Raw genomic sequence first — 23,861 nt, 5'->3', positions numbered from 1 at the left:
AAATGCGCCGCAAGGTCTTGTCCATGGTCAGGCGCTCGACCAGCCCGACGGTAGTGGTGATGCCCAGCACCGCCTTGGCCACGAAAGCATTCGCCAGCCAAGCCCGAACATGTGGCGGTCGGCCGATGCCGTCCCAGGAATCGTCAGCGAACTCCTCGATACGCGCCCACTCCAGAACGTAGATAATGCGCTCAAGTTTCGGCGTCACGACGCCCAGTTCTGCGCACAGTTCCGGCAGCACGTCATATTGAACCGCGTTCCAGCGTTGCATGATCAGAGCAGGTCGGGTAGCATTCATGGTGTGGGCGTTTTGATTAAGCGTTAGAAACTAAATCATGCCAGAAATGGGCGCCCACCCCCACCTTTTCGCTTGCGCTGCCAAGCAATTTTCATCCGTTCCGCTAGTTTTGCAAGAGGCTCGGTAGATATGGGCAAAGTCGGCGAACTCGCCTAGCCATCCGTCTGGAACGTACTGTTCCAGCCGTGGACCATCTTGATAAAAACCGGCAAAACGCCTGGCATCGAAATCAACGAAGGCAACGGGAAACAAAAAACTCACCTCCCACCACGACTGCGCATTTGGAAAGTACTCCAGCAGAACCTGCCGCAATAAACCGGCATCCAGAGGGATAACCTCTTTTGCGTTTAAAAAAGCTTCGGCTGACTCCTCGTTAACAACCGCAATGCCTGATCGTTGCGCAACAGCCGCACTCAACGCTGGAACCTGGTGGCCCGCCGCGGCGAACGCACTCCACCACTTGTTCCAGTCAAGCACCCAGTTGTCACGATCTGATAAGTACCACTGAATGGCTCCATTGTAGCGCACCACGGCCACCACATTTTGTTGATCGAGCAGGTCAGCTATCGCTGCAAACTCATCGTTGAACATTTTGTCATGAATAGAAATAGGAATCAGTAAATAAAGCTCGGAAGATGCTAACTTGCTCTTCGCCGTCTATCCTCAGAGGCACCGTTCTCATAAGATCGTCTTTACCCAGAACAACTAGCCCCTTTGCAATTAATAGATCAACCAGCCGCCGACTACATTCACTGGTTCCGCGATTTTCAGCGTGTAAAAAACTACGATCTGCTAAATTTCGCACAAATGCGTAAGGTTTGATCATGGAAATTCTTACGTAAAACTGACAAGCATCGCATTTTATCAAATAACCAAAGCTGACATCATCATTAATATCGGTATCTTCATCTATTTCACCTAGCTCATTAAACATCGCCAAATATTTTCTTCCGTCCTCCCCGTCAAAATCTTCTTCGACGAATTCGAATTGAGGATCATCCAATGAACCATATTTACCAATTAATCTCGCAATTAACACGCCAATGTCACGATCATCCAAACTCATGGAATCCTCCGCATAGATATTCACCCTATCAATAACGCTGACCAGCAAATCACTTCACCAAACAAGAACCAGAGTCAATCGATAAAAAAACATCCGAAAAATAATGAAGTTAAAATTTTTTTAGCGTGGCGCGGCAACAACTAAAATTACCCATTTAAATTCTGGCACGCGTTAAATAAGTCAGCAGAACAACCCAAACCATGCCTTTCATGACCTCGGCAATACACCTTCTACAACAGAGGCGTTTCTGGCCCAGCAGGATGACCATGAATCATTCCCTTTGCATCCTTATGAACACGTACCTTTGATTGCGTTCCTCCCTTTGGCCCTAACCCTATTGGGTGACCGAATTCATAATCCATCACTCCGTCTCGCCCAGGAACCGGTGTTCCTTTTTCCGATGCCTCAACCGTATATTTTATTGCATCTTCCCAGCTTTCGAAAACTGACGTCGGTTTATTGGCTTTAGCTCGCTGCACCTGCTGCGGAGTCCCCAACACATGTCCAGCTTGCTTTTGTTTGGAAAAATCTTTTGGACACGAGTTCATTAGTCCTAGAGGATCAATAAAGCTCAGCGGATTATCCACATACGCATACGGATTCGGCCCACCCGCCAAGCCCAGCGGATCCAGCGTCAGATAGCGCCCGGTACTCGCATCATAATAGCGATGCCAGTTGTACGCCAGCTTCGACTCGGCGTCGTAATACTGCCCCTGGAAGCGGATCGGACAGTCGGTCTGGCTGACCGTCGTTTCCTCGATCTCGCCCCACAGATTGCTTTTCGCCTGCCACGCAATGCCACCGTCGGCGTCGATCAGCTCCTTGGGCGTTCCGATATGGTCGAGAACCACCGCATACGTCTTGCTGGTTTCCTTGCCCTTGCGCCGGATCGTCTCGGTCTTGGCGAGCGGCCTGAAACTGTCCGGCTCGTAATCCCAGGTGGCGCAGATCTCTTCGACGAGGTCCGATCCGCCCTTGCCGTCCGGCTTACGCCCAAAACGCCTTTCCTCCGCGACCGTGTGGCCATCCCACAGGTATTCCACTTCCGTAAAGCGCGCAGCGCGATCACTCGGCACCTGCTTTTTGGTCAGCCTGCGGCCCAGGGCATCGTAGGTATACTCCCAGGCATCGCCATCGGGCGTAATGACACGCTTGAGGCGGTTCTCGCTGTTCCAGACATAGTGCCAGTGCTGTTGCCGGCCCCAGCGCTTACCTTCGATACGCGTCGTGACGCGCCCTTCCGGGTCGTACTCATACTTGACCTTGCCAGCTTGCATGAGCTTGCCGCGCTGATGAATGCGTTGCCCACGCGTATCGGCGTTGCCGTCGTCGGTGTCGAGCAGCGCCTTCTGCTTGATTGCATCGATCAGGTTGCCTGCCAGATCGTAGGCGTATTGCTCACCGCCATTGCCGCGGCTCGCTTGCGTCACCCGGCCGACGCTGTCGTAGCCGATGTCGACCACGCCGGCGCTGCGCTCGCCCAGCTTGCGCGGATTGCTGTTGCCGTCGTAATTGAGCGCGCGTTCCTGCAGCGTGCGCGCCTGCCGGCCCTTGTCCGCCGCGATGCCGGTCCATTGACGGGTCAGGCGGTTGAGCGGGTCGTATTCCTGCTCGATACGCGCGCCGCCCGGCAATTGGCGCCCTGTTTCACGGCCGCCACTGTCGTAAAGAAAGCTGAACATCTGCGCATCCGGCAAGGTCAGTTCGAGCGGCAGGCTGTTGGCGTCGAATTCCCACACGCTGCTGTGCCCGCCAGAACTGCTGCGCTCGGTGCGCCGGCCCATCAGGTCGTAGCCGCTGAGGATGCTGCGGCCATTCTGGGTTTCCCTGACCACACGGCCCTGCGCATCGCGCTCGAAGCGGATGTCGCTGTCGGCGTTGACGGCGCTATTCAAGCGCCCCAGTGCATCGTAGCCATAGCGGGTGCTGCCCTCGCTGGCGACCTGCTCGAGCAGCTGGCCCGCGTGATTGCGCAGGTAGCGCGTGTGCTGGCCCGACGGCGTGCGTTTCCCGATCACCAGACCGTCGGCGTCGACCTCGTATTGAACGGTGCGGCCGGCGAAATCGGTTTCCGCGATGACTTGCCCGGTGGCGTTCCTGAGATAGGTCCAGTGCTCGCCCATGGGATTGACGACGGCGCTCAGGCGCAGCTCGGTATCGTATTCGTAGCGCGTGACCGCGCCGTTGGCCTCGGTCGTCTGGGTCAGCCTGTCGAAAGCGCCATAAGCGTGGCGCGTCACGTTGCCCAGCGCATCGGTGCGTGCGATGCAATTGCCTTCGGGATCATACTTGGCAAGGTGGCGGCTGCCACCCGGCAAGGTGATCTCCAGCGGCAAGCCTTCGACGTTGTAGACGTAATGGCTGGTATGTTGCTGCGGGTCGGTGCGCGCGCTGACGCGGCCGAAGGCGTCGCGCGTGATCCGGGTCGGGTTGCCCAGCCAATCGGTGGCACTGGTCAACAGCCCGCGCTCATCGTGCGCGAAGGCGGCCTGCGCTCCGGCAGGATTGACGACGCGCAGCACATTGCCCTGCGCGTCATGCTCGAAGCGCGTCCACGCGCCGCTGTCGCCTACCCGGACCAGGTTGCCGCGTTCGTCGTAGCCGCGTTCGACGCGCTTGCCGTCGGGCGAGGTCACGGCCACCGGCAGGTCGAGCTGGTTGTAGGCGACGACGGTTTCCTTGCTCAACGCATCGATGTGGCCGACCATGTTGCCACGCGCATCGTAGGCCCAGCGCAGTACCGCGCCGCCCGGCGTGAAGGCGGCGACCAGGTTGCCGTTGGCATCGAAGTCGAACTGGCTGACACCGCCGCGGGCATCGACTTCCTTGATGACCTGCCAGGCGTCGTTGTAGTGGTATTCGGTGGCGTGCCCCATTGAATCTGTGTAGGTGTTGACCTTGCACGCATCGTCGTAGACGAAGCCGCCGGTCATATGGCCGCCGCCACCGCCGCTGGTCTGTACGCAGCGCCCGCTGGCGTCGTAGCGGTAGCCGATCCACACGCCATTGCGGTCCTGCCATCGGGTCAGGCGATGGGCGCCGTCATAGGTGTATGTCAGCGGCAAGCCGCTGCTGTTGACGATGGCCGACAGTTCGCCGTCAGCGTGATAGGTGTAGCTGGCCAGCGTGGTCTGTCCGCCATCCGCATGCAGCAGACTGATGCGGGTGATGGCGTGTTCGCTCGCCTCGATCTTGAGCCGCGTGCCGCCGCTATGGCGCACTTCGGCCAGCACCGCACCGTCGTAGACCAGCGCAATCCGGTTGGCGTTGCGGTCCGTGATGGCCGACAAATGCCAATGGGTCGCATCGCGCTGCTCGAAGCGCAAGGTGGGCTGATGCCGCTGCGCGATCAGGAAGTGGCCGTCGAGCCGGCTCACGCTGTACGCCTGATAGACGCCATGGGTGACGCTGGCGCCGGGCTCCGGCATGTCGAAACGCATCGATGCGCCATCCTCGGCGTGGAAAACCAGTTCCGCGTCGCCCTTCACTTCGATCCATTGCCCCCAGGTGCTGGCCCAGGCCTTGCCGAATACCGTGCCGACTGGATTGCCGGACGTGTGCACGCGCCGCAGCACGATGGGCAAAGCGCCCGCCAGGGCAAAGTCGGTTTGTTCCAGGATGACGTCGCCTGTGATGACGTCGATCGGATCGCCGCACTTGCATTTCGTCCCGTTGGGACGCTCGTTGGCGGGGTTGAATTTGGCGACGCCAGGTACCCCGCCCTTGACAAAAGCCATGGCCGGCGTGCTCGGAGTGGGAATGTACTTGTTGCCGAGCCATGCGCCGCCCTTGGCGCCGGCGGCGCCGCCGAGCATGCTGCCGGCCAGCATCATGGCTTTCTGGCCGTCCGACCCTTCGCCGAACATCAGTCCGCCGACGTATTCACCGCCCTTGCCGCCCGCCATGCCGAGCGCCAGTCCGCCGAGGGCGACCAGGGGGCCGGCCAGGATCGTGGCGCTGGCCAATCCCGCCACCAGCAGGGTCGTGTGCACCCAGCCCGGCACTTCCGGCGTGATCAGGTCGATATCCGTGGTGATTGTCGCGCCGCCGACGAAGACATTGGGCGAGCCGGCATGGATCTTCGCGCTGCAACTGATCATGTCGCCGACGCGGGCGAAGGGCTGGCTGTTGACGAACACCGTGGACGAGCCTTGCACGACCAGCTGGGGAGCCGGTCCATGGGTGGCGCACAGGGCCGTGGAGAGGTGGGCTCGCGCGGCCTCCTTGCCATTCGCAAAGACGTTCGCCGAGCCGGTCTTGACCACCCCGGTCAGGTTGGCGCCAAAGATCTTGTCCGTCACGTTCATCGAACCGACCACTTCCCCCACGCCGGCGGCACCGGCCGTGACCCCCACCGCCGCGGCCACCGCCACCAGCCCCAGGCCACCGGTGCCAATGATGAAGGCGCCGGCCAGCGCGCCGATCACCAGGCCGGCGATCAAACCGCCTATCGCATGGGTATGCGCGATGGGATCGTCGACCCGTCCGGCCGCCGCGCTCAATCAGGACTCCTGGGCAGCGTGGTCCGCGGCCGGCACCGGCGCGTGCAGGTGCATGCTGCCGAGCATGGTCTCGAACGCCGTATTCCACTCGTCCTTGAAGGCACCGTGACTGGTGCCGGTCAGCAGCAATGCCTTGCTGCGGTCGACGCTGGCGGCTTGAACAAAAACGGCAACCTGGCGCTGGTGCATCTCGCTATCGCCATTGCGCCAGGTGTAGTGCAATTCCACTGCTGCCGAGCCGTCCACGACCAGGTCGCGCTTGCCGAGCAGTTCAAATTTCGGCAACGCTTTGCGCAGCTCGCTCGCAAGGCGAAGGGCGAAGGCGTCGACCGTGGTTTCGGTGAAGTCTTCGGCGCGCGAGATGACGAACGAGAAATCGCTCGGTCCGTTGTCGTTGATGATGAATTGATTGACGGTGCGGTCTTTCAAATCAGGGTGCAAATCGAAGCTCGCTTCGTCGAGATTGAATTGGCTCATTGCAGTGACTCTGGTTGATGGAATCGGAGGGGATGAAAATCGGATCGGCGCTGAATTCGGCCGGCAAGCTTGGCAATATTTTCAAAAGGTTATGCATTATAACCCTTGAAGCAAATTGATATTAATATGTTAATCCTGTCTCGCCACGCAAAAACCTCACGCAGCTGGCCTCATTTTTATGATCATCTTGATAATTAATGTTATCATTGAAAAACTTTCTCCAAAACGCGGCGATTGGTTTTCCACAGAAGATCAGCGACCCGCTGGATATCCCGGCCCATGCGCCGATAACTAGCCAATAACACGATGAATCCGTACGCCCAAATCCCCACGGCCAGCGCGCCGGACGCACCCCGCTACTTGCCCTGGTACGTACACGTGAGCACGATGGTGTCGATGATGGTCGGCGTGTTTTTCCTGCATATCCGCTTCGGACCGGCGATCTATTTCCTGCTCGGGTCGGCGATTGGCCCCGCCATCTTCCTTGCCGTGGCGGGCAAGGGAAACCGCTGGCTGGGCGCGGGCATCATCGTGCTGCTCAACGGGCTCGCCTACCTCGCCGTCGTCTCCGGCTTTGCTGCGAGGATCAACTACATGGACGGCGGCTTCGTCGCAGGCATGCTCGCCTGCATCCTGGTGCCGCTGTTTCCCGCCGCGCTGTTATGGCTGGCCCACACGCTGGCCGTGCGCCGGCGCGCCCGCTGAGCGCACTTTAGAAAAACTGGCGCCAGTCCGCCAGCCAGTCCGGAAAGCGTTCCGCCTCCATCGGCCTCGCAATGTGATGGCCCTGCGCGTACGTGCAGCCCAGGCCCTGCAAAAAGTCCCAGTCCTGGCGCGTTTCGACCCCCACCGCGCAGGATTTGCGGTCCAGGCTGCGCGCCAGTCCCAGGCAGGAACTGAGCACCGTGGCCAGCGAACGCTTGCGCGATGCGCCATCGACAAAACTGCGGTCAATCTTCAATTCCGAAAACGGCACCCGCGCCAGCTGCTGCACATTCGAGCGCCCCGTCCCGTAATCGTCCACCGCCAGGCCGTAGCCCATCATGCGCAGGCGCAGCAGCCGCTCCAGGAAGCTCGGGTCGTTGGTCAGCACCGCCGATTCGGGCAGCTCGAAGGTGAGCAGCGATGGCGCGATGCCGTGGCGGTCGGTGCACACTTTGACCTGGCGCAGGAAATCGGGATGGCCGATCGTTTCGGCCGACATGTTGAGCGATATCGCGGCCGGCAATCCCTTGTCCAGGAAAGCGCGGCATTGCTCGGACGAGCGCTCGATCATGGTCCAGTCGAGAAAGTCGATGCGCTGGTTCTGTTCCAGCGCGTCGATAAAGGCTGCCGGCCCCAGCACCCCGTGCTCCGGGTGGCGCCAGCGCGCGAACACTTCCAGTCCTTTCACCTCGCCGCTGGCCAGTTCGATCTTGGGCTGGAAAAACGGCTCGAACTGGCGCGCCTGCAGCCCCTCGCCCACTTCGGCAAAGCTGAAACGCGGCAGCACGCGGCGCTCCAGCACCGGCGCGGCCGGCGGCGTGTAGTGCGACAGCACCGCTTCGAGATGGCCGCTGGTGAGCGGCTTGGGGATGGTGCCGAGCAGGTCGAGGCCATACGCCAGCGCCAGGCTTTCGACCGAAAACAGCAGGCTGGCATGGCAGCTGCCGGTAATGATGGCGCGCGTGCCGGCATTGAGCACGGTGATGTCGCGTATCAGTTCAAGTCCGTCGCGCCCGGACAGGCCCAGATCGATGATCGCAATGTCAATCGGCGGCCCGGCCGGCGCTTCGATGCTGCGCAACGCGGTTTCGCCGTCCGGCGCCGCGCTGATGCGGGTGGCGCCGAGGCGGCCAAGCATGTCGATCAGGATCTGGCGCTGGGCCGCGTCGGCGTCGGCGACAAGAAAGTGCAAGTGGGCGATGTCCATCATACCTCCGCTAAGTTCTGGTATTGACCTTACCCCGACAACCCAGCGTCGTCTATGCTGTCAAGAAACTGTTTCGCCTTACTTTGATTGAATCTGCCTCAACTGTTCAAAAAAACAGACAGCTGCACACGCCGCCACATTGAGCGACTCGATCTGGCCCAGGTGCGGGATCACGACTTGATGAGTTGCCAACGCCAGCAAGTCGTGCGCCACGCCCTGCCCTTCGTGCCCGAGCAGCCAGGCCACCGGGCGTGCCAGGTCGACATCGTACAGGCGGTCGGTGGCGTAGCCGCTGGTGGCCAGCACGGGAATGGCGGCCGCCTTGACCAGTTCGGCCAGGTCGACATTTTCGTGGATGTCGACCACGAAGTGCGCCCCCATCGCCGCGCGCAGCACCTTGGGCGACCAGCAAAAGGCCGTGCCGCCGCTGCAATAGACCTGGGTGATACCGGCCGCCGCCGCGCTGCGCAGGATCGAACCGACATTGCCCGGGTCTTGCAGGTTGTCCAGCAGGACCGCGGAGGCCGTGAGCACGCCCGGCGCGTCCAGCACCGGCGTGGCGATCAGGAACATCAGGCCGACGCCGTGTTCGACCTGGCTCAGGGCGTTGTACAGTGCGTCCGGCATGGCGCTGACATGGGCACGCGCGGCTTCGCACTGCATCACGATATCGGCCACTTCGGGGTTGGCCAGCGCGCCTTCGGAGACGATGCAGTGCAGCGGCGCGCCGCGCAGCGCCAGGTACGACTGGCACAGGTGCACGCCGTCGAGCAGGGTCTGGCCGGCCTTGCGCCGCGCCTGCGAACTGCCGGCAAGGTGCTTGAGGTCTTTATAGAGCGGATTGTCGCGCGAGGTGATGGTTTTCATGCGGCCTCGCCGAAGTCGAACGACATGTCCATGCCGACGATGGTGTTGGCCACCGAGACAGGCAAGGTGGCGCGCACCGGCGCGAACGAGCGCCGGTGCACCGGGCAGGCGCCGTGCTCGCGCAGCCGCTCCAGGTGCATGGCGGTGCCGTAGCCCTTGTGCTGGTCGAAGCCGTACTGCGGATAGAGTTCGTGCAGCGTCACCAGGGCGGCATCGCGCGCGGTCTTGGCCAGGATCGATGCCGCCGAAATGGCGTGCACCTTGTCGTCGCCTTCGATGATCGGGTCGCAGCGGATCTGCATCACAGGGCTGCGGTTGCCGTCGATCAGGGCGATGGTCGGGATGGTCGACAGCGCTTCCACCGCGCGCCGCATGGCCAGCATGGTGGCCTGCAAGATGTTGATGCTGTCGATTTCCTCGTGCGAGCACTCGGCAATCGCCCAGGCCAGCGCGTATTGCTTGATCTGCGGGGCCAAGGCCTCGCGCTTTTCGGCGCTGAGCTTCTTGGAGTCGCGCAAGCCCTCGATGGGGCGGTCCGGATGCAGGATCACGGCGGCCGCGAACACCGGGCCGGCCAGTGGCCCGCGCCCCGCTTCGTCGACGCCGCAGACGATATCCTCGGGCGTGAACGGATAGGCGTTCTTTTTCAGCCCAGGATAGAAATTGACTTTTTTGGTTCTCATGATGACTTCTTCGATGCCGCGATGACGCGCATGACGGCGGCCGCGCTTTCCTGCGCGCTGTTGCGCAGCAGGCTGTGGTGCATGTCGGTGAAGCGCTGCACCAGCAGTTTGCGGTTGGCCACGTTGTTAAGTTGTTCCCACATGGCGTCCGCCAGTTTTTGCGGCGTGACGTCGTGCTGCAGCAGTTCCGGCACCAGGAATTCGCGCGCCAGGATATTCGGCAAGCCGATCCAGGGCTGGTAACCCATGTGGCGCATGATCTCGTAGGAGGCGCGCATGACTTTATAGGCGATCACCATCGGCTTTTTGAACAGCGCCACTTCCAGGGTCGCCGTGCCGGACGCCACCAGCACCGCGTCGGCGGCGGCAATGGCCTCGTGCGAGCGGCCGTCGAGCAGGTCGATGCGCACATCCTGCAAGCCAGCCTTGGCGATCAGCTCGGTGAAATACTGGCGCTGGCGTTCGCCCGCCATGGGCGCGACAAAGCGCAGGTCCGGGTCGCGCGCGGCCAGCAGCTTGACCGCGCCGACAAAGGGCTCGGCCAGGTATTTGAGTTCGCCCATGCGACTGCCCGGCATCAGCGCGATCACGCGCGCGTCCTGCGGCATGCCAAGCGCGCTGCGCGCCGCCGCCACGTCGGGCTCCATGGGTATCAGTTCGGCCAGCGGATGGCCGATGTAGGTGCACGGCACGCCAGCCTTGCGGTAGATCTCTTCCTCGAACGGGAAGATCACCAGCATGTGCGAGACGGCCTTGATGATCTTCTTGATACGGCCACCGCGCCAGGCCCAGATCTGCGGGCTGACGAAGTGCACGGTCGGAATCCCGGCCTCTTTGAGCTGGAGTTCCAGTCCAAGATTGAAGCCCGGGTAGTCGGCGCCGATGAACACGTCCGGGCGCTCGGCCAGCAGGCGGTCGCGCAGCGCGTTCTGGATGCCCTTGATTTCGCGGTAGCGGGGAATGATTTCGAACAGGCCGCGCACGGTCAGGCGGTCCATCTCGATGTCCGACACAAAACCCTGTTCGGCCATGCGCGCACCGCCAATGCCGTGCAAGCGCGCGCCGGGAAGATGGGGCGCGAGGCCGGCCAGCAGGCGCGCGGCGAGCATGTCGCCGGATACCTCGCCCGCCACCAGGGCTACGGATGCGCCAGCCGACGCGCCGCGCCCTGAATCAGCGGACAATGCCACGGGACGCGCTGCCCAGGAAAGTGAGCATGGCGCCGATATCGGCGGCCGCATCGGGCGACTCATGCTGCTGGTCGACCAGGGCCGCCTTGGCCGCTTCCAGCGTCATGCCGGAGCGGTAAATCAGCTTGTAGGCCGCGCGCACGCCGTCAATTTGCGGCCGGGTAAAGCCGCGCCGTTTCATGCCTTCGATGTTGACGCCATGGGCCGACGCCGGATTGCCCGACACCAGCACGAACGGCGGCACATCCTGGGTCAGGCTGGTGTACATGCCGATAAAGGCATGCGCGCCGATCTTGCAGAACTGGTGCACGCCGGCGAAGCCGGACAGGATCGCCCAGTCGCCCACTTCCACGTGCCCGGCCAACTGGGCATTGTTCGAGAAAATCGTGTTGCTGCCGACCTGGCAGTCGTGCGCCAGGTGGCAGTAGGCCGAGATCCAGTTGTCGTTACCCAGGCGGGTGACGCCTTCATCCTGCACGGTGCCCGTGTTGAAGGTGCAAAATTCGCGCACCGTGTTGCGGTCGCCCACTTCCAGGCGGGTCGGCTCGCCATCCCACTTCTTGTCTTGCGGCGGCGCGCCAATCGAGGAAAACTGGAAGAACTTGTTGTCCTTGCCGATCGTGGTGTGGCCTTCGATGACCACATGCGGACCGACCACCGTGCCGGCGTCGATCGACACGTGCGGGCCGATGATCGAAAAGGCGCCGACTTCGACGCTGCTCTCTAGCTGCGCGCGCGGGTCGACGATGGCGCTGGGATGAATCGTGGCCATTTAGTTCCCCATCGGCTGGCTCGCGTCGCTCGCGCTGCGGATGGTGCACATCAGGTCCGCTTCGAGGGCGATGGCGCCATCGACGCTGCCGACAGCCTTGTATTTCCAGATGCCGCGCGAGCAGCGCACGATTTCAATATCCATGCGCAGCTGGTCGCCGGGACCGACCGGACGCTTGAAGCGCGCGTTGTCGATGCCGACGAAATAGACCACCGAATTGGCGTCGGGTTTGACGCCGATCGACATGAACGACAGGATCGCCGCGGTCTGGGCCATCGCTTCGATCATCAGCACGCCCGGCATGACCGGCTTGTGCGGGAAGTGGCCGTTGAAAAATTCCTCGTTGGCGGTAACGTTCTTGATCGCGCTGATCGATTTGTGCGCTTCCCAGTCCAGCACGCGGTCGACCAGCAGCATCGGATAGCGGTGCGGCAGGTATTCCTTGATCTGGCAGATGTCGAGGGTCTTGCCGGGTACGCCCTTGTTGTCGGTAATGGTCATATGTCTTCTATTTTTGTTCTGTGAGTGCCTTGACGGCTTTTTCGAGCGCGCGGATTTTTTCGCGCATCGACGTCAGGTTGCGCAGCAGGACGGCGTTCTTTTCCCAGTCGCTGTTCTTGGCGATCGGGTAAAAGCCCGTGTACTGGCCCGCTTCCTTGATCGAGTTGGCCACCAGGCTGCCGGCGGTGACGTACACCTTGTCGACGATGGTGATGTGGCCCGAGACCATGGCGGCGCCCCCGAAGGTGCAGTATTTGCCGATGGTGGCGCTGCCGGCCACGCCGACGCAGCCGGCCATGGCGGTGTGCGCGCCGATATGGCAGTTATGCCCGATCTGGATCAGGTTATCGAGCTTGACGCCGTCTTCGATGATGGTGTCGGCCATGGCACCACGGTCGACCGTGGTGTTGGCGCCGATGTCGACGTCGTCGCCGATGATCACGCGTCCGGTCTGCGGAATCTTGATGTACACGCCGCCCTCGTTGGCGAAGCCGAATCCGTCGGTGCCGATCACGGCGCCCGAATGGATGATGCCGCGCTTGCCGATCTGGCAGCGCGCATGGAAGGTGGCGTTCGCGAACAGGTGCGTGCCTTCGCCGATGACGGCGTCGCGTCCGACAAAGCTGCCGGCGTCGATGATGGCGTTCGCGCCAATCACGGCGCCCGCTTCGATGGTCACCTGCGGGCCGATATGCGCGCTCGGGTCCACTTTCGCGCTCGGCGCGACGCTGGCGCTCGGGTCGATGCCGGCCGGCGCCACGAACGGATCGAGCGAGGCGAAATACTGGGCGGCGTAAGCGAAGTAGACGTGCGGGTTCTTGGCGACGATGCGCGCGCCCTGGTAGGTCGCTCCGACAATCTCGTCGTCGGCGGCGGAGACAATCATGGCCGCCGCGCCGCTCTGCGCGGCCTGGGCCCGCAGTTTGCTGTTGCTGAGATAACTGATGTGCGAAACGCCTGCGTCAGCCAATGGCGCGACCCCGGATACCTCGGTATTCGGGTCGCCAATCAGCTGTCCTCCCAAGCGTTCGACCAATTCACCTAGTCGAGTGCCCATCTTTGATTCCTGTCTTGAGTTGGTGTGATTTTACTTGTCGAGCAGCTTGAGGATCTTGTCCGTGATATCGATGCGCGGGCTGGTCCAGGCCGATTCCTGCAAGACGATATCGAGCTTTTCCTGCTCGGCGATCTGTTCGATCAGCTTGCCCGCCTTTTGCGCGATATTGCCGCGCTCTTCGCTCTTGCGCTGGATCAGGTCTTCGCGGAATTCTCGCTGGGTGCGCTGCACGTCTTTTTCGAGGTCGAGCAGTTCGCGCGCGCGCCGCGTGCGTTCGAGTTCGGGCAGGTTGGGCGCGTCGGTCTCGAACTTCGCTTCCATCGACTTGAAGCGCGCGACCGTGTCCTGGATGGCCTTCTGGCGCTTCGAGAACTCGGCTTCGATCTTGGCATCGGCGGCCTTGGCCAGTTTCGACTCGGTCATCAGGCGTTCGGTGAAAACAAAGCCAATCCTGCTCGGCGCATTTTGCGCCTGGGCCAGCGAGCATGCGCACAACGCCAGCAAGGCGATGTGCTTGGGCCAGGAGGCAGTCACAGTGTTCAACATAGTTCTCCGCAATCTAAAATGGAAACGCTCGCGTAGTGCGATCAGAAACCGGTACCCATCTGGAACTGGAAGCGTTCCAGGCGATCGCCAGGTTTCGCGTTCAAAGGCTTAGCATAACTCAACTTGAGCGGACCGACCGGCGAAATCCAGCTCACGCCCAGGCCAGCCGAGTAACGCAGTTCGTTCAAACGCATTTTCTGGTCTTCGCCGTAGACCTGGCCGGCGTCGGCAAAGCCGAACCAGCGCAGGCTGCGGTCGGCGCCGCTGCCCGGGAATGGCATCTGCAATTCGGCATTGCCGATCAGGCGCTTGGCGCCGCCGACAGCGTCGCCGTTGCGATCGACCACGCCGAGCGAGGAGCTCAGGTAGCCGCGCACGGAACCGATGCCGCCGCCGTAGAAGTTCTTGAAGACCGGATACGGGCTTTTCCTGATGCCCTGGCCGTAATCGAGTTCGCCGCGCAGCGCCAGGGTAATCTTGTTGGTGATCGGACGGTACCATTCCTGGTTGTACACCGCGCGGTAGTATTTGGTGTCGCCGACCACATCGAGTTCGAGGTTGACGCGCTGGTAGCGGCCCGACGATGGCGTGATGGCGCTGTCGCGGCTATCGCGCTGCCAGGCTGCGGTCAGCGGCAAGGCGTTGGTGGTGGCGCTGCCGATGCCGGTGTCGATCTTGGTGATCTGGCGTACATACTCCTTGTAGCGGACCGGGCTGGTGACATCGGTTTCGATGGTGGTGCGTTCCACGCCCACGCCGAAGTACACGGTATCGGTTTCGGAGAACGGCACGCCGTAGCTGACGCGCCCACCGGTCTGCTTGACCTTGTAGGTACCGATGTTCAGCGCCGGCGGGTTCAGGGTGCGCAGGTACAGCTCGAACTGCTGCGACACGCCGTCTTCGGTGAAGTACGGATTGGTGTGCGAGAAGGCGATCGTGCGGCTGTAATCGCTGGTATTGAGGTCGATGCCGACCGTGTTGCCGCTGCCGGCAAAGTTGGCTTGCTGGATCGACGCCGTGAAGGTGAATTTTTCCGCCTGCGAGAACGAGCCGCCGATCAGGAAGTTACCGGTTGGTTTTTCGACCACGGTCAGGTTCACATCCACCTGGTCGGAGGTGCCCTGCGCTTCCGGCGTGTCGATGGTCACGTCCTTGAAGTAGCCAAGGCGGTCGACGCGGTCGCGCGACATCTTGATCTTGTTGCCGTCGTACCAGGAGCCCTCAAACTGGCGGAACTCGCGCCGAATGACTTCGTCGCGGGTGGTGGTGTTGCCGGCGATGTTCATGCGGCGCACGTAGGCGCGCTTGCCCGGATCGACGAAGAAGGTGAACGCGACTTCGCGCTTTTCGCGGTCGATTTCGGGGTTCGCATTGACGTTGGCGAAGGCATAGCCGAAGGTGCCCATGCGGTCCGAAATGAGCTTGTTACTGGCCGTGAGCAGCTCGCCCGAATAGGTCTGGCCCACGCGCAGGCGCACCAGTTCCTTGAGCTCTTCCTCGCGCCCGAACATTTCGCCTTCGAGCTTGATGCCGGAGACGGTGTACTTCTCGCCTTCGGTGATGTTGATCGTCAGGTAAATATCTTTTTTGTCGGGCGTGATCGAGACCTGGGTCGATTCGATGTTCGCTTCCAGGTAGCCGCGGTTCAGGTAGAACGACTTGATCGACTCGATGTCGCCGGTCAGCTTGGTCTTGGAATACTGGTCGGCCTTGGTGTACCAGGTGAACCAGCCGGAAGTACCGAGCTGCAGGACTTCGCGCAGTTCCTTGTCCGAGAAGGTCTTGTTGCCGACGATGCTGATCTGCTTGATGCGCGCGACCTCGCCCTCGTCCACGTTGAACATGACGGTGACGCGATTGCGTTCGATCGGCGTCACGGTGGTGGTGATCTTGACGCCGTACAGGCCGTGCGACAGGTACTGGCGCTTGAGTTCCTGCTCGGCGCGGTCGACCGACGCTTTATCGAAAATCTTGGTCTCGCCGACGCCGATTTCCTTGAGCGCCTTGACCAGCACGTCCTTCTCGAATTCCTTGGTGCCGGTAAAGTCCACGGTGGCGATCGCCGGGCGTTCCTCGACCAGCACGACCAGCACGCCCTTTTCTTCTTCCAGGCGCACGTCCTTGAAGAAGCCGGTCGCGTACAGCGCCTTGATGGCGGCGATACTCTTTTCATCGTTGAACGTTTCGCCCACGCGCACCGGCAGGTAGCTGAACACGGTACCGGCTTCGGTACGCTGGATGCCCTCGACCCGGATATCCTTGACCACGAACGGGTTCACTGCAAGGGCTTGTCCGGCGCACATCGCCAGGACGGCAGCGCAAATCAAGCTGCGACGAAAGAAAGGCAAGGCAATACGTTCAGAATTTAATTTCATTGGGGTTATTCAATGGGTCAATCGTTTGGACAACGTACATATGTATTTGCGGGAGGCGTGGGCGCCGGTCGCAGCAGGCGCATCGTATCATTGAAGAGCGCCAGCGCCATCAGCATCACCAAAAACACGATGCCGGCGCGCTGCGCCAGCTCGACTATCCGGTCCGGCAGGCGGCGCCCGGTCAAAACTTCCAGCGAATAATACAGCAAAAGACCACCGTCCAGAACCGGAATTGGTAACAGATTCATCACCCCAAGACTGACGCTGACGACGGCAATAAAGCTCAAGAATTCAATCGGCCCCATGCGCGCGGTCTTGCCTGCGTAGTCGGCAATCGTGACCACGCCGGTCAGATTGGCGAGCGACACCTGCCCGGTGACCATCTTGCCGATCATTTTCAGGCTCATCACGCTTTGCTGCCAGGTCATGTTGGCACCGGCCACCACGGCGTCGAGCGGGCCGAGCGTGACCTTGACCATCTCGAACAAGGACAGCAATTCGGCATTGATGCGGTAGCGATTAGTATCTTTATTCAATTCCGGCGTGAGCGCCAGGACCAGGGGACGGCCATCGCGTTCGATCCCGAATTCCAGCGTGCGTCCGCAGGATTGGGCAATCAGGGCCATCAGCGCGGCGCCGTCCGGCAAGGGCTTGCCGTCGACGCTGAGCACGCGGTCGCCCGGGCGCATCCCGGCCCGGCCGGCCGGACCGCTGGCATCGGGAATCTTGCGGATGGACACCGGAGCGCGGAACATGGAAATGCCTAGCTCGCCGAGCAAGTCGTGTTCGAGATCCTTGCCGGCCAGGGCGGCTGGTGCCAGGGTGGCGCTGTAGCGCGCCCCGCCCGGTCCGGTCGCGTCGAGGCGCACACCGCCCTTGTCGAGCACCGCTTTCAGGACTTCCCAGCGCAGTTCGGAAAAGGTGGTGACCGGCACGCCATTGACGCCGACGATGCGGTCGCCGCCGCGCAAGCCGGCCTGGAAAGCGGGCGTGGTCTCGGCCATGGCGCGCACGCGGGTACCGATCTCGTCAATGCCGACCATGTACAGGCCGCCGAATACGGCGATGGCCAGCAGGAAGTTGGCGAGCGGACCGGCGGCAACGATGGCGATCCGCTGCCACACGTTCTTGCGCGTGTATTCGCGGGCCTGGTCGGCTTCGCTGGTGGCGCGGGTGTCGGGGTCGCGGTCATCGAGCATGCGCACGTAGCCGCCCAGCGGGAGCATGGAAATGACCCACTCGGTCTGGTCGGCGCCGAAACGGCGCGACCAGATGACCTTGCCGAAGCCGAGCGAAAAGCGCAGCACCTTGACGCCGCACAGGCGGGCCACCGTGTAGTGGCCCAGTTCGTGAAAGATGATCAGCGGTCCCAGCGAACACAGGAACGCCAGGACGGTGGTGAGGAACGTCATCTGGCCAGGCCGGCCACGATGCTGCCGGCGGCGGCGCGGGCGCGCGCATCGCACTCCATCACGGCGCCGATGCTGCTCGCCGCGTGGTGTTCGTTCTCGTGCATGACGCGCGCGATCACGCGATCGATGTCGCGAAAGCCGATGCGGCGCTCCAGGAAGGCTTGCACCGCCACTTCGTTGGCCGCATTGAGCAGGGCCGGCGCGGTGCCGCCCGCGTCAAGCGACTCGAAGGCCAGCGCCAGGCAGGGAAAGCGCGCCAAATCGGGCTTGTGGAATTGCAGGGTGCCGATGCTGGTCAGGTCGAGCTGGGCCACGCCGGACTCGATACGCTCGGGAAATGCGAGGGCGTTGGCGATCGGGGTGCGCATGTCGGGGTTGCCCAGTTCGGCGATGACCGAGCCGTCCACGTAAGAGACCATCGAATGGATCACGCTTTGCGGATGGATCACCACCTCGATCAGCGCGGCCGGCGCGCCGAACAGCCAGTGCGCCTCGATCACTTCCAGGCCCTTGTTCATCATGGTGGCCGAGTCGACCGAAATCTTGCGCCCCATGACCCAGTTCGGGTGCTTGCAGGCTTCGTCCGGGGTGACGTGTTCGAGCGTGTCGACCGCGCGGTTCAGGAACGGGCCGCCGGAGGCGGTCAGGAGGATCTTGGCCACGCCGGCCGCGCCGGGTTTGCGCGCGTACGCGTGCGGCAGCGACTGGAAAATCGCATTGTGCTCGCTATCGATCGGCAGCAAGGTGGCGCCGTGCTCATGCACCGCGTCCATGAACAGCTGGCCGGACATGACCAGCGCTTCCTTGTTCGCAAGCAAGATCTTCTTGCCGGCACGGGCTGCGGCCAGGGTCGGGGCCAGGCCGGCGGCGCCGACGATGGCGGCCATCACGGTATCGGTGTCGCCGCTGGCGGCGATCGAACAGAGCGCCGCTTCGCCGTGCTCGACCTGGGTGCCCAGGCCGCGCTCGCGCAGCAGGACGCCCAGGCGGGCGGCGGCATCGGCGCTGCCGACCACGGCGCGCGCCGGACGGAAGCGCGCGCACTGCTCGGCCAGCTCTTCCACCTTGGCATGCGCGCTGAGCGCATACACCTGGTATTTATCGGGATGGCGTGCAAGCACGTCCAGGGTGGACACGCCGATCGAACCGGTGGCGCCTAGAATGGTGATGCGTTGCATAGTTGTGCTTTCAAACTTCGTTCAGAGCAGCCCGGTATGGATCAGGGCCGCGAGCGGCAGCACCGGGATCAGCGCATCGATCCGGTCGAGCACGCCGCCGTGGCCGGGCAGCAGATTACTGCTATCCTTGACGCCGGCGCGGCGCTTGAGCTGCGATTCGAACAGGTCGCCGACCACGCTGGCGGCGACGATCACCACCAGCACCGCCAGCGCGCCGACCCAGCCCAGCTTGGCCTGGAGTGCGGCGGCGAAGGTGTCGGCCAGTACCGGGCCGCCGAACAGGATGGAGGCGCTGGCGATCAGCAGCACGGCAATGCCGCCGCCGATGGCGCCTTCCCACGATTTGCCGGGCGAGATCGATGGCGCCAGCTTGCGCTTGCCGAAGGCCTTGCCGGAGAAATAGGCGCCGATGTCGGCGATCCAGACCAGCGCCAGCACCGACAGCAGGTACACCGCCGAACGGTTGAAGAACACCACAATGGCGGCAAAGCAGGCCACGATCGAGACCGCATACATGGTGGCGAGGATGGTATTGCGCCCGCCTTCGGCCGGCGGCAGGCCGGTCTTGAGCGAGGGCACGAAACGGAACAGCCACAGCAAGGTCGACAAGCCGAACCAGAACTTGACGGCGCTATTGGCCTGGTACAGGAAGGCGTAGGCGAAGGCGGCGCTCCAGAACAGGGCGACCAGGAAGGCTTGCTTGCGCGAGGACTTGAACAGCTGAAAGCTTTCGGTGATGGCGGCCGTCAGGAATAGCAGCACCACTGCGGCGAAGGCGGGGTAATACCCACCGAACAGCACCGCCAGCAAGACGACAAGCAACACGACGGCGGTGATGATCCGGGTAATTAGCATCAGCTTTTCTTTTCAGCCAGTTGATCGCCGGTGCGCCCGAAGCGGCGCTCGCGGCTTTGATAGGACGCGATCGCCGCATCCAGGGACTCGATCGAGAAATCGGGCCAGTAGGTATCGGTGAAATACAGTTCCGAATAGGCCAGTTGCCACAGCAGGAAGTTGGAAATGCGTTCTTCCCCGCCGGTGCGGATGAACAGGTCGGGCTCGGGCGCGTACGCCATGGCCAGGTGGGTGGCCAGCTGCTCTTCGCTGAAACTGGTCAGGCCGGGATGGGCGGCCACCATCTTGCTGGTGGCCTGCATGATGTCCCAGCGGCCGCCGTAATTGGCGCAGATGGTCACCGTCAGGCGCGTATTGTTGGCGGTGCGGCGCTCGGCCGAGGCAATCATGTCTTGCAGCTTGGAATCGAAACGCGACAAATCGCCCACGACTTTCAGGCGAATATTGTTTGCGTGCATCTTCGCCACTTCGCGTTCGAGCGCGGTGACGAACAGGCGCATCAGGAGCGAGACTTCTTCTTCGGGGCGGCGCCAGTTTTCGGAAGAAAAGGCGAACAGGGTGAGGTATTCGATGCCGCGCTGGATGCACGCTTCCACGCAGCCGCGCACGGCTTCGACGCCCTTGACGTGGCCAGCCACGCGCGGCAAGAAGCGCTTGGTGGCCCAGCGGCCGTTGCCGTCCATGATGATCGCAACGTGGCGCGGCACGCGGGCTACTTCGGGTACTGCTGTCGTCGAACTTTTATAGATCATAAATCCAGACTATCTAGAACAAATGCATGGGAAGCGGACGCTTGGGTCCGCCTCCGCGTGGGCAGACCCTGCCTTCGCGTCCTCTTACTCTACACCGTCAGGACTTCTTTTTCTTTTTCAGCAACCATTTTATCGACATCAATGACGAACTTGTCGGTCAGTTTCTGGATTTCGTCGGATGCGCGGCGCTCATCATCTTCCGAGCAAGCCTTGTCCTTGACCAGCTTTTTGAGCGACTCGTTGGCATCGCGGCGGATATTCCGGATCGCGATCTTGGCATCTTCCGCCTCGCCCTTGACCAGCTTGACCATTTCCTTGCGGCGTTCTTCGGTCAGCGGCGGGGTCGGCACGCGGATCATGTCGCCCTGCGACGAAGGATTGAGACCGAGGTCGGCATCGCGAATGGCTTTTTCCACCGTGGTCAGCATCTTCTTTTCCCACGGCTGCACGCCGATGGTGCGGGCGTCGATCAGGGTCACGTTGGCGATCTGGGTCAGCGCGGTGGCCGAACCATAGTAATCGACCATGATGTGATCGAGGATGCCGGTGTGGGCGCGGCCGGTGCGGACCTTGGCCAGGTCGGCCTTGAGGGTATCGATCGACTTGTTCATGCGCTCTTGCGCGTTTTTCTTGACGTCAGCGATAGTCATGCTGCTCTCCTGTAGCTCTGAATGATATTAAACGTGTACCAGTGTACCTTCGTCTTCGCCCATGATCACGCGCTTGAGCGCGCCCGGCTTGACGATGGAGAACACCTTGATCGGCAGTTTCTGGTCGCGGCACAGCGCGAACGCGGTCGCATCCATCACCTGCAAGTGCTTGGAAATGGCTTCGTCGAACGTAATCGACTCGTAGCGGGTGGCGTTCGGGTCCTTCTTCGGGTCGGCGGTGTAGACACCGTCGACCTTGGTGGCCTTGAGCACGATTTCGGCGCTGATTTCCGAACCGCGCAAGGCGGCGGCGGTATCGGTGGTGAAGAAAGGATTGCCGGTGCCGGCGGCGAACACGACGACCTTGCCCTCTTCCAGGTATTGCAGCGCTTTCGGGCGCACATAAGGCTCGACCACCTGCTCGATGGCGATGGCCGACATGACGCGGGCGACGATGCCGACGTGGCGCATGGCGTCAGCCAGGGCCAGCGCGTTCATCACGGTGGCCAGCATGCCCATGTAATCGGCAGTGGCGCGGTCCATGCCCTGGGCACCGGGCGCGACGCCACGGAAGATGTTGCCGCCGCCAATGACGACGGCCAGTTCCACGCCCAGGTTCGCTACTTCCGCGACATCGGCGACCATGCGCTCGATCGTCGCGCGGTTGATGCCGTAAGGATCATCGCCCATCAGTGCTTCGCCAGACAATTTCAGGAGTACGCGTTTGTAGGCTGGTTTCGACATGGGGGTGGGCTCCAAAAAATGACGGTTTGTATTCGGTCTTGCCGTGCGCACACTTTCATGTGCGCAGATTAAAAAAACGGGCCTTCCGGCCCGCTTTCACACTTACTGCTTGTTAGCAGCCATTTGCGCCGCAACCTCGGCAGCGAAATCGTCTTGCTTTTTCTCGATGCCTTCACCAACAACATACATCGTGAATGCTTTCACGGTGGTGTTTTTTTCTTTCAGCATCTGTTCGATCGATTGCTTGTCGTTCTTGACGAACGATTGGTTCAGCAGCGACACTTCTTTCAGATACTTCTGGATCGAGCCTTCCAGGCGCTTGGCCAGGATTTCCGGCGACTGCACTGGCTTGCCGGCGGCAACCGCGACGTCCGCATCTTCCTGAGCTTTCAGAGCAGCAACCGAACGCTCTTTTTCGATCAGTTCAGCAGGCACCTGGTCCGACGACAGCGACACTGGCTTCATTGCAGCAATGTGCATGGCCACGTCTTTACCAACTTGCTCGTCGGCGCCTTCGAACTCGACCACGACACCGATACGGGTGCCGTGCAGGTACGATGCCAGCTTGCCGGTGGTGTCGAAACGCTGGAAGCGGCGGATCGTCATGTTCTCGCCGATCTTGCCGATCAGGGCGATACGCACTTCGTCCAGGGTCTTGCCATCGAGTGGCAGGGCCAGCAGGGCGGCGACGTCGGCCGGGTTGTTTTCGGCAACCAGGCGCGCGGCGTTGTTCGCCAGGGCCAGGAAGTCATCGTTCTTGGCAACGAAGTCGGTTTCGCTGTTGACTTCAACCAGGGCGCCGACATTGCCAGCGATGAAGGTTGCTACAACGCCTTCAGCGGTGATGCGGGTTGCGTTGCTGGTTGCTTTGGTGCCCAGTTTGACGCGCAGGATTTCTTCAGCACGTGCCATGTCGCCATCGGCTTCGGTCAGTGCTTTTTTGCATTGCATCATTGGCGCGTCGGTTTTCGCGCGCAGTTCGCCTACCATCGCTGCTGTAATCGCTGCCATGTGTTTCTCCTAAATTTGTGACATATTCTGTTTAAAAAAAAGGGGGAGCTGCTGCTACCCCTTTTGATTTCCGCGGCGCCTGGCGCCTGAAGCAATTAAGCCTGCTCGGAGACTTCGACGAACTCGTCGCCAGCCGATTTAACCAGCTCAACGATTTCGTTGGAGGCGTTTGCACGGCCTTCCAGGATCGCATCAGCAACGCCACGGGCGTACAGCATGATGGCTTTGGACGAATCGTCGTTGCCTGGAATGACGTGGGTCACGCCTTCTGGCGAGTGGTTGGTATCGACGATGCCGATAACAGGGATGCCCAGCTTGCCGGCTTCGGTGATCGCGCCTTTGTGGTAGCCGACGTCGACGACGAAGATTGCGTCAGGAACGCCGCCCATGTCCTTGATACCGCCGATGGCTTTTTGCAGCTTGACCATTTCGCGCTGGAACATCAGGCCTTCTTTTTTCGACAGCTTCTCAACCGAACCGTCTTCAACCTGGGCTTCCATGTCTTTCAGGCGCTTGATCGAGGTCTTGATGGTCTTGAAGTTGGTCAGCATGCCGCCCAACCAGCGCTGGTCGACGAAAGGAACGCCAGCACGTGCAGCTTCAGCGGCGATGATTTCGCGCGCTTGACGCTTGGTGCCGACCATCAGGATCGTGCCGCGGTTGGACGCGACTTGCTTGATGGTTTTCATGGCTTCCTGATACATACCCATCGTCTTTTCCAAGTTGATGATATGAATCTTGTTGCGGTGGCCGAAAATGAACGGCGCCATTTTTGGGTTCCAAAAACGGGTTTGGTGACCGAAGTGGACACCGGCTTCCAGCATTTCACGCATTGTTACGGACATGTAATTCTCCAGGGTTGGGTCTGGAATCCGGTCAGTCACCATACAGGCACCCTTTGCGACCGGATTCGCGATTTTAACAAGATTTGTGGCATTACTTAACAACATTGCCCGAAAGCGAATTCAAGCAACCCGAGATTCTAACCGCATTTGGGGATTACTTCAAGTCCC

At 61.4% G+C, this 23,861-nt stretch carries 23 protein-coding genes; 1 reads left to right on the top strand and 22 read right to left on the bottom strand.

Going from position 1 to position 23,861, the window contains the following annotated elements; all coding sequences use genetic code 11:
• The 5 genes from F2P44_RS09015 to F2P44_RS08995 form a co-directional block, all read right to left on the bottom strand.
• Positions 1–298: transposase (locus F2P44_RS09015; protein WP_502572629.1), on the bottom strand; the 298-nt coding region annotated here is incomplete at its 3' end.
• A 30-nt stretch (positions 299–328) separates the two neighbouring features.
• Positions 329–889: a group-specific protein gene (locus F2P44_RS09010; protein ID WP_167086348.1), complete on the bottom strand. Its 561-nt coding sequence runs from the start codon at positions 887–889 to the stop codon at positions 329–331.
• Between the two features lie 4 nt (positions 890–893).
• Positions 894–1,364: a hypothetical protein gene (locus F2P44_RS09005; RefSeq protein ID WP_167086347.1), complete on the bottom strand. Its 471-nt coding sequence runs from the start codon at positions 1,362–1,364 to the stop codon at positions 894–896.
• 230 nt (positions 1,365–1,594) lie between these two features.
• The gene (locus F2P44_RS09000) at positions 1,595–5,866 is read right to left on the bottom strand and encodes an RHS repeat-associated core domain-containing protein (protein ID WP_167086346.1); all 4,272 of its coding nucleotides are present in this window, start codon (positions 5,864–5,866) and stop codon (positions 1,595–1,597) included.
• Positions 5,867–6,343, bottom strand: a complete 477-nt coding sequence (locus tag F2P44_RS08995; protein WP_167086345.1) for a DcrB-related protein — start codon at positions 6,341–6,343, stop codon at positions 5,867–5,869.
• A 378-nt stretch (positions 6,344–6,721) separates the two neighbouring features.
• Between F2P44_RS08995 and F2P44_RS08990 the strand changes: the two genes are divergently transcribed.
• Positions 6,722–7,048 (top strand): hypothetical protein, encoded by a 327-nt coding sequence (locus F2P44_RS08990; protein WP_167086344.1) that lies wholly within the window; start codon positions 6,722–6,724, stop codon positions 7,046–7,048.
• A gap of 7 nt (positions 7,049–7,055) precedes the next feature.
• Here the strand turns inward: F2P44_RS08990 and F2P44_RS08985 are convergent, their stop codons facing one another.
• The 17 genes from F2P44_RS08985 to rpsB all read right to left on the bottom strand — a co-directional run bounded on the left by F2P44_RS08985 (position 7,056) and on the right by rpsB (position 23,693).
• Entirely contained in the window at positions 7,056–8,255 is a 1,200-nt protein-coding gene (locus F2P44_RS08985; protein WP_167086343.1) for an EAL domain-containing response regulator, read from the bottom strand.
• Between the two features lie 78 nt (positions 8,256–8,333).
• Positions 8,334–9,122: a TrmH family RNA methyltransferase gene (locus F2P44_RS08980; protein ID WP_167086342.1), complete on the bottom strand. Its 789-nt coding sequence runs from the start codon at positions 9,120–9,122 to the stop codon at positions 8,334–8,336.
• Entirely contained in the window at positions 9,119–9,805 is a 687-nt protein-coding gene (rnhB, locus tag F2P44_RS08975; RefSeq protein ID WP_167086341.1) for a ribonuclease HII, read from the bottom strand. Before rnhB ends, F2P44_RS08980 begins: the two co-directional genes overlap by 4 nt.
• Positions 9,802–10,995 carry a lipid-A-disaccharide synthase gene (lpxB, locus tag F2P44_RS08970; RefSeq protein WP_370662655.1) on the bottom strand — a complete coding sequence of 398 codons (1,194 nt, stop codon included), beginning with the start codon at positions 10,993–10,995 and terminating at the stop codon, positions 9,802–9,804. The genes rnhB and lpxB overlap by 4 nt, the downstream gene beginning before the upstream one ends.
• Positions 10,979–11,767 carry an acyl-ACP--UDP-N-acetylglucosamine O-acyltransferase gene (lpxA, locus tag F2P44_RS08965; RefSeq protein WP_167086339.1) on the bottom strand — a complete coding sequence of 263 codons (789 nt, stop codon included), beginning with the start codon at positions 11,765–11,767 and terminating at the stop codon, positions 10,979–10,981. Before lpxA ends, lpxB begins: the two co-directional genes overlap by 17 nt.
• Positions 11,768–12,268: a 3-hydroxyacyl-ACP dehydratase FabZ gene (fabZ, locus tag F2P44_RS08960; RefSeq protein ID WP_099878183.1), complete on the bottom strand. Its 501-nt coding sequence runs from the start codon at positions 12,266–12,268 to the stop codon at positions 11,768–11,770.
• 7 nt (positions 12,269–12,275) lie between these two features.
• On the bottom strand, positions 12,276–13,325 hold the full coding sequence (lpxD, locus tag F2P44_RS08955) for a UDP-3-O-(3-hydroxymyristoyl)glucosamine N-acyltransferase (protein WP_167086338.1): 1,050 nt from the start codon (positions 13,323–13,325) through the stop codon (positions 12,276–12,278).
• A gap of 30 nt (positions 13,326–13,355) precedes the next feature.
• Positions 13,356–13,871, bottom strand: a complete 516-nt coding sequence (locus tag F2P44_RS08950; protein ID WP_167086337.1) for an OmpH/Skp family outer membrane protein — start codon at positions 13,869–13,871, stop codon at positions 13,356–13,358.
• 41 nt (positions 13,872–13,912) lie between these two features.
• Entirely contained in the window at positions 13,913–16,246 is a 2,334-nt protein-coding gene (gene bamA, locus F2P44_RS08945; protein WP_167086336.1) for an outer membrane protein assembly factor BamA, read from the bottom strand.
• A 17-nt stretch (positions 16,247–16,263) separates the two neighbouring features.
• Positions 16,264–17,658 (bottom strand): RIP metalloprotease RseP, encoded by a 1,395-nt coding sequence (gene rseP, locus F2P44_RS08940; protein ID WP_167086335.1) that lies wholly within the window; start codon positions 17,656–17,658, stop codon positions 16,264–16,266.
• Entirely contained in the window at positions 17,655–18,836 is a 1,182-nt protein-coding gene (ispC, locus tag F2P44_RS08935) for a 1-deoxy-D-xylulose-5-phosphate reductoisomerase (RefSeq protein WP_167086334.1), read from the bottom strand. Before ispC ends, rseP begins: the two co-directional genes overlap by 4 nt.
• A gap of 21 nt (positions 18,837–18,857) precedes the next feature.
• Positions 18,858–19,691: a phosphatidate cytidylyltransferase gene (locus tag F2P44_RS08930; protein WP_167086333.1), complete on the bottom strand. Its 834-nt coding sequence runs from the start codon at positions 19,689–19,691 to the stop codon at positions 18,858–18,860.
• Entirely contained in the window at positions 19,691–20,443 is a 753-nt protein-coding gene (gene uppS / locus F2P44_RS08925) for a polyprenyl diphosphate synthase (protein ID WP_167086332.1), read from the bottom strand. Before uppS ends, F2P44_RS08930 begins: the two co-directional genes overlap by 1 nt.
• A gap of 89 nt (positions 20,444–20,532) precedes the next feature.
• On the bottom strand, positions 20,533–21,093 hold the full coding sequence (gene frr / locus F2P44_RS08920; protein ID WP_167086331.1) for a ribosome recycling factor: 561 nt from the start codon (positions 21,091–21,093) through the stop codon (positions 20,533–20,535).
• Between the two features lie 27 nt (positions 21,094–21,120).
• Positions 21,121–21,837 carry a UMP kinase gene (pyrH, locus tag F2P44_RS08915; RefSeq protein ID WP_054262915.1) on the bottom strand — a complete coding sequence of 239 codons (717 nt, stop codon included), beginning with the start codon at positions 21,835–21,837 and terminating at the stop codon, positions 21,121–21,123.
• A 102-nt stretch (positions 21,838–21,939) separates the two neighbouring features.
• Positions 21,940–22,848: a translation elongation factor Ts gene (gene tsf, locus F2P44_RS08910; RefSeq protein ID WP_167086330.1), complete on the bottom strand. Its 909-nt coding sequence runs from the start codon at positions 22,846–22,848 to the stop codon at positions 21,940–21,942.
• A 95-nt stretch (positions 22,849–22,943) separates the two neighbouring features.
• The gene (gene rpsB / locus F2P44_RS08905) at positions 22,944–23,693 is read right to left on the bottom strand and encodes a 30S ribosomal protein S2 (RefSeq protein ID WP_166879227.1); all 750 of its coding nucleotides are present in this window, start codon (positions 23,691–23,693) and stop codon (positions 22,944–22,946) included.
• Positions 23,694–23,861: the final 168 nt, after the last annotated feature.

Origin of the sequence: Massilia frigida, assembly GCF_011682175.1 — a bacterium.
Classification (GTDB): Bacteria; Pseudomonadota; Gammaproteobacteria; order Burkholderiales; family Burkholderiaceae_D; genus Telluria_A; species Telluria_A frigida.
Note: the sequence above shows the minus strand (reverse complement) of the source record. Positions and strands in the feature narration are given on the sequence as shown.

Excerpts from the sequence above, each read along its gene's own strand:
- F2P44_RS09010 (WP_167086348.1), bottom strand. The coding sequence starts at position 889 with ATGTTCAACGATGAGTTTGCAGCGATAGCTGACCTGCTCGATCAACAA.
- F2P44_RS09005 (WP_167086347.1), bottom strand. The coding sequence starts at position 1,364 with ATGAGTTTGGATGATCGTGACATTGGCGTGTTAATTGCGAGATTAATT.
- F2P44_RS08995 (WP_167086345.1), bottom strand. The coding sequence starts at position 6,343 with ATGAGCCAATTCAATCTCGACGAAGCGAGCTTCGATTTGCACCCTGAT.
- F2P44_RS08985 (WP_167086343.1), bottom strand. The coding sequence starts at position 8,255 with ATGGACATCGCCCACTTGCACTTTCTTGTCGCCGACGCCGACGCGGCC.
- F2P44_RS08980 (WP_167086342.1), bottom strand. The coding sequence starts at position 9,122 with ATGAAAACCATCACCTCGCGCGACAATCCGCTCTATAAAGACCTCAAG.
- rnhB (WP_167086341.1), bottom strand. The coding sequence starts at position 9,805 with ATGAGAACCAAAAAAGTCAATTTCTATCCTGGGCTGAAAAAGAACGCC.
- lpxA (WP_167086339.1), bottom strand. The coding sequence starts at position 11,767 with ATGGCCACGATTCATCCCAGCGCCATCGTCGACCCGCGCGCGCAGCTA.
- fabZ (WP_099878183.1), bottom strand. The coding sequence starts at position 12,268 with ATGACCATTACCGACAACAAGGGCGTACCCGGCAAGACCCTCGACATC.
- lpxD (WP_167086338.1), bottom strand. The coding sequence starts at position 13,325 with ATGGGCACTCGACTAGGTGAATTGGTCGAACGCTTGGGAGGACAGCTG.
- F2P44_RS08950 (WP_167086337.1), bottom strand. The coding sequence starts at position 13,871 with ATGTTGAACACTGTGACTGCCTCCTGGCCCAAGCACATCGCCTTGCTG.
- bamA (WP_167086336.1), bottom strand. The coding sequence starts at position 16,246 with ATGAAATTAAATTCTGAACGTATTGCCTTGCCTTTCTTTCGTCGCAGC.
- rseP (WP_167086335.1), bottom strand. The coding sequence starts at position 17,658 with ATGACGTTCCTCACCACCGTCCTGGCGTTCCTGTGTTCGCTGGGACCG.
- ispC (WP_167086334.1), bottom strand. The coding sequence starts at position 18,836 with ATGCAACGCATCACCATTCTAGGCGCCACCGGTTCGATCGGCGTGTCC.
- F2P44_RS08930 (WP_167086333.1), bottom strand. The coding sequence starts at position 19,691 with ATGCTAATTACCCGGATCATCACCGCCGTCGTGTTGCTTGTCGTCTTG.
- uppS (WP_167086332.1), bottom strand. The coding sequence starts at position 20,443 with ATGATCTATAAAAGTTCGACGACAGCAGTACCCGAAGTAGCCCGCGTG.
- frr (WP_167086331.1), bottom strand. The coding sequence starts at position 21,093 with ATGACTATCGCTGACGTCAAGAAAAACGCGCAAGAGCGCATGAACAAG.
- pyrH (WP_054262915.1), bottom strand. The coding sequence starts at position 21,837 with ATGTCGAAACCAGCCTACAAACGCGTACTCCTGAAATTGTCTGGCGAA.
- tsf (WP_167086330.1), bottom strand. The coding sequence starts at position 22,848 with ATGGCAGCGATTACAGCAGCGATGGTAGGCGAACTGCGCGCGAAAACC.
- rpsB (WP_166879227.1), bottom strand. The coding sequence starts at position 23,693 with ATGTCCGTAACAATGCGTGAAATGCTGGAAGCCGGTGTCCACTTCGGT.